Source organism: Lapidilactobacillus salsurivasis, assembly GCF_054785215.1.
Window position 1 is genome coordinate 1 of record NZ_BAAABI010000018.1, and the last position, 3,152, is coordinate 3,152.

Sequence of the window (3,152 nt, forward strand, 5' to 3'; positions counted from 1 at the left end):
AGCGTGGCAACGCCCTATCCTCGCAGGCAGTCTCCCACCAACTACTTTCGGCGCTAAGAAGCTTAACTTCTGTGTTCGGCAAGGGAACAGGTGTATCCTTCTTGCTATCGCCACCACACTCTTTACTTTGAAAGAACTTTCGCTCCCTCAAAACTGGATCCTATGTCTCTGCTTTAACCGTTTTCCAACTCTTTTGACCTTTGGTCAAGTCCTCGACCGATTAGTACTGGTCAGCTCCATACGTCGCCGTACTTCTACACCCAGCCTATCTACCTCATATTCTCTGAGGGGTCTTACTAACTTACGTTATGGGAAATCTCATCTTGAGTGGGGCTTCACACTTAGATGCTTTCAGCGTTTATCCCTTCCATACATAGCTACCCAGCGATGCGCCTGGCGGCACAACTGGTACACCAGCGGTATGTCCATCCCGGTCCTCTCGTACTAAGGACAGCTTCTCTCAAATTTCCTACGCCCGCGACGGATAGGGACCGAACTGTCTCACGACGTTCTGAACCCAGCTCGCGTACCGCTTTAATGGGCGAACAGCCCAACCCTTGGGACCAACTTCAGCCCCAGGATGCGATGAGCCGACATCGAGGTGCCAAACCTCCCCGTCGATGTGGACTCTTGGGGGAGATAAGCCTGTTATCCCCAGGGTAGCTTTTATCCGTTGAGCGATGGCCCTTCCATGCGGAACCACCGGATCACTAAGCCCGACTTTCGTCCCTGCTCGACTTGTCTGTCTCGCAGTCAAGCTCCCTTATACCTTTACACTCTGCGAATGATTTCCAACCATTCTGAGGGAACCTTTGGGCGCCTCCGTTACACTTTAGGAGGCGACCGCCCCAGTCAAACTGCCTACCTGACACTGTCTCCCGCCACGTGAGTGGCGCGGGTTAGAGGGTTCATAAAACAAGGGTAGTATCCCACCATTGCCTCTGTGAAAACTAGCGTTCTCACTTCATCGGCTCCTACCTATCCTGTACATGTTTCACAAACACTCAATATCAAGCTACAGTAAAGCTCCATGGGGTCTTTCCGTCCTGTCGCGGGTAACCCGCATCTTCACGGGTATTATAATTTCACCGAGTCTCTCGTTGAGACAGTGCCCAAATCATTACGCCTTTCGTGCGGGTCGGAACTTACCCGACAAGGAATTTCGCTACCTTAGGACCGTTATAGTTACGGCCGCCGTTTACTGGGGCTTCAATTCGTACCTTCGCTTACGCTAAGCACTCCTCTTAACCTTCCAGCACCGGGCAGGCGTCAGCCCCTATACGTCATCTTTCGATTTTGCAGAGACCTGTGTTTTTGATAAACAGTTGTTTGGGCCTATTCACTGCGGCTGACCTTGCGGTCAGCACCGCTTCTCCCGAAGTTACGGGGTCATTTTGCCGAGTTCCTTAACGAGAGTTCACTCGCTCACCTTAGGATTCTCTCCTCGACTACCTGTGTCGGTTTGCGGTACGGGTAGTTTATTTCTAACTAGAAGCTTTTCTTGGCAGTGTGATATCAGTTGCTTCGCTACTTAAATTTCGCTCCCCATCATAACTTGTCCTTAACGAAAATAAGCATTTGACTCATTCTCAGACTCGTTATTTGGACATGCTTTTCCAGCCGCATGCTCAACTTAACCTCCTGCGTCCCTCCATCGTTCAAACAAAACAAACTAGTGCAGGAATCTCGACCTGCTTGCCATCGACTACACCTTTCGGTCTCATCTTAGGTCCCGACTAACCCTGGGAGGACGAGCCTTCCCCAGGAAACCTTAGTCTTTCGGCGGATAGGATTCTCACCTATCTTGCGCTACTCATACCGGCATTCTCACTTCTAAGCGCTCCACTGGTCCTTACGATCCAGCTTCTTCGCCCTTAGAACGCTCTCCTACCACGTCATCCTTAGGATGACATCCACAGTTTCGGTATCATGCTTAGCCCCGGTACATTTTCGGCGCAGGGTCACTCGACTAGTGAGCTATTACGCACTCTTTAAATGGTGGCTGCTTCTGAGCCAACATCCTAGTTGTCTGTGCAACCCCACATCCTTTTCCACTTAGCATGATTTTGGGACCTTAACTGGTGATCTGGGCTGTTTCCCTTTCGACTACGGATCTTATCACTCGCAGTCTGACTCCCGAGGACCGGATCAATGGCATTCGGAGTTTATCTGGATTCAGTAACCCTTGACGGGCCCCTAGTCCAAACAGTGCTCTACCTCCATGATCCTAGCCTCGAGGCTAGCCCTAAAGCTATTTCGGAGAGAACCAGCTATCTCCAAGTTCGTTTGGAATTTCACCGCTACCCACACCTCATCCCCGCATTTTTCAACATACGTGGGTTCGGTCCTCCAGTGCGTTTTACCACACCTTCAACCTGGACATGGGTAGGTCACTTGGTTTCGGGTCTACGTCCTCATACTTAACGCCCTCTTCAGACTCGCTTTCGCTATGGCTCCATCTTTGCAACTTAACCTCGCATGAAAACGTAACTCGCCGGTTCATTCTACAAAAGGCACGCCATCACCCATTAACGGGCTCTGACTACTTGTAGGCACACGGTTTCAGGATCTATTTCACTCCCCTTCCGGGGTGCTTTTCACCTTTCCCTCACGGTACTGGTTCACTATCGGTCACTAGAGAGTATTTAGCCTTGGGAGATGGTCCTCCCGGTTTCCGACCAGATTTCACGTGTCTGGCCGTACTCAGGATCCAGAACGGAGGGGCTCAACTTTCATCTACGAGGCTTTCACTCTCTTTGGCGCAGCTTCCCAACTGCTTCGACTAATTGATCCTTTTGTAACTCCATATGTTCTGTCCTACAACCCCAAAGAGCAAGCTCTTTGGTTTGGGCTCTTTCCCGTTCGCTCGCCGCTACTTAGGAAATCGAATTTTCTTTCTCTTCCTGCAGGTACTGAGATGTTTCAGTTCCCCGCGTCTGCCTTTACTTAGCTATGTATTCACTAAGCAATCATTATCATCTCTGATAATTGGGTTCCCCCATTCGGAAATCTCCGGATCAAAGCTTACTTACAGCTCCCCGAAGCATATCGGTGTTCGTCCCGTCCTTCATCGGCTTCTAGTGCCAAGGCATCCACCGTGCGCCCTTTGTAACTTGACCATCTGAAAACCTACGGTTTTCTCTGGGTCATTG

The 3,152-nt window shown here is 50.4% G+C and carries 2 rRNA genes; both read right to left on the reverse strand.

Annotated elements, in window-relative coordinates:
- Position 1 precedes the first annotated feature (1 nt).
- A 5S ribosomal RNA gene (gene rrf, locus ACYVSB_RS12560) occupies positions 2 to 118 on the reverse strand.
- 82 nt (positions 119 to 200) lie between these two features.
- Positions 201 to 3,119: ribosomal RNA gene (locus tag ACYVSB_RS12565) — 23S ribosomal RNA — on the reverse strand.
- Between the last annotated feature and the right edge of the window lie 33 nt (positions 3,120 to 3,152).